We start from the raw sequence: 2,112 nt of genomic DNA, 5'->3' as shown, positions 1-2,112 counted from the left end.
CTCCGACCTCGCCCCGCTCGGCGCCACCGAGATCCCGGCACTGGACCAGGCGCAGGCACAGCACGAACTGCTCACCCTGCACGCCGCCGGGCTGACCGAAGAGCAGCGGGCCAATCCGTACATCGGCCCGCGCCCGCCCATCGTCACCCGCCGCGGCTGGGGCGCGGACGAGTCGCTGCGGGAGAAGGCGTTCCTCTACACGAAGCGGGTCAAGGCCGCGTTCGTGCACCACACGGCGACCGGCAACAACTACACCTGCGCGCAGGCCCCGTCCGTCATCCGCGGTATCTACCGCTACCACGTCGTGAGCAACGGCTGGCGGGACATCGGCTACAACTTCCTCGTCGACAAGTGCGGAAACATCTACGAGGGACGCGCCGGCGGCGTGGCCAACCCGGTCATGGGCGCCCACACCCTCGGTTTCAACAGCGACAGCGCGGGGATCGCCGTCATCGGCTCGTTCAACACCACCAGGCCCTCCGCCACCACGGTGACGGCCGTCAGCCAGCTGGCCTCCTGGAAGCTGGGCCTGCACGGAGGCAATCCCAGCGGCAAGACATACCTGAAGTCCGCCGGTGGCAATCTCTACGCAAAGGGCAAGAACGTACGACTGAACGTGATCTCCGGTCACCGGGACGGTTTCCTCACGGACTGCCCAGGAGGACTCCTCTACGGCAAGCTCGGCTCGATCCGCTCACAGGCGGCACGCTTCCAGGGGCGGCCCTGAGGCCGCACGACACCGACGGCCGTCGAAGGAGCCGGACAACGGTCTGCATACACTGGCCGGCCGAAACACAGTTCGGCCGGTCCCGGCAGGAAGCAGAGACGACAGGTGACAGAAGCGATCCTCCTGGTCGGCGGCAAGGGCACCCGGCTGCGCCCGCTCACGGTGCACACGCCCAAGCCGATGGTCAGGGCGGCGGGGGTGCCGTTCCTCACGCATCAGCTGGCGCGAGCGAGAGCGGCGGGCGTCGAGCACATCGTGCTCGCCACGTCCTATCTGGCCCAGGTCTTCGAGCCGTACTTCGGTGACGGCTCGGACCTGGGGCTGCACATCGAGTACGTCACGGAGGAGGAGCCACTCGGCACGGGCGGCGCGATCCGCAACGTGGCCTCGCGGCTGCACTCCGGGCCCGACGACCCGGTCCTGATCTTCAACGGCGACATTCTCACCGGCCTCGACATCCGTGCCCTGGTGCGCACGCACGAGACGACGGGCGCGGACGTCTCCCTGCACCTGACGAAGGTGACCGATCCGCGGGCGTACGGCCTGGTCCCGACGGACGAGTCCGGTCGCGTCACCGCCTTCCTGGAGAAGCCGCAGACGCCGGAGGAGATCGTCACCGACCAGATCAACGCGGGGGCCTATGTCTTCCGCCGCTCGGTCATCGACACGATCCCGGCGGGTCGACCGGTCTCGGTGGAACGCGAGACGTTTCCCGACCTCCTGGCGGCCGGCGCCCACCTCCAGGGCATGGTCGACTCCACCTACTGGCTCGACCTCGGCACCCCGGCGGCCTTCGTCCGCGGCTCGGCGGACCTGGTCCTGGGCCGCGCCCCGTCCCCGGCGGTCCCCGGCCGCTGCGGCGACCGCCTGGTCCTGCCGACGGCAAGGGTGGCACCCGACGCCAAGCTGGCCGGCGGCACGGTGGTCGGAGAGGGCGCGTTCGTCGCCGAGGGCGCGCGCATCTTCGGCAGCACGATCCTCCCCGGCGCCGTCATCGAACCCGGCGCCGTCATCACCGACTCCCTCATCGGCACCCGCGCCCGCATCGGCGAACGCTCCGTCCTCACCGACACGGTCATCGGCGACGGCGCGATCATAGGCCCCGACAACGAACTCCAATCCGGTGCCCGAGTCTGGTGCGACGCCCAAATCCCAGCGGGGGCACTGCGGTTCTCGTCGGATCAGTAACGGGTGGGCGCGTGGGCCGCTCGCGATCCGCGGGCAGTCGTGCCTCCCCCAGAGGGGGGACCCCCAGGGCGGCACGGGTGGGCGCGGGCGGCACCCCGTCAGCGCCGGTCTGCGCGACCCACCCCGCGCCAGCCACAACGCCGGTCGCGTTGAAGGAGGCGGCTCGTCACCCGACCCACCCCGCCCAGCCCCACCGC

At 70.6% G+C, this 2,112-nt stretch carries 2 protein-coding genes; both read left to right on the top strand.

The annotated features are described in order from the left end of the window. The coding region (locus ACTWQJ_RS50700) for a peptidoglycan recognition protein family protein (protein ID WP_443313090.1) at positions 1 to 727 on the top strand (727 nt) is incomplete at its 5' end. Between the two features lie 105 nt (positions 728 to 832). Continuing rightward, a complete protein-coding gene (locus tag ACTWQJ_RS50695; RefSeq protein ID WP_409471742.1) occupies positions 833 to 1,915 on the top strand; it encodes a sugar phosphate nucleotidyltransferase in 1,083 nt (360 codons plus the stop codon). The last annotated feature ends 197 nt before the right edge of the window (positions 1,916 to 2,112 follow it).

The sequence above is a fragment of the Streptomyces sp. KR55 genome, from assembly GCF_052245645.1.
Taxonomy (GTDB): domain Bacteria; phylum Actinomycetota; class Actinomycetes; order Streptomycetales; family Streptomycetaceae; genus Streptomyces; species Streptomyces flavusporus.
This window is presented reverse-complemented; position numbering and strand designations above follow the sequence as displayed.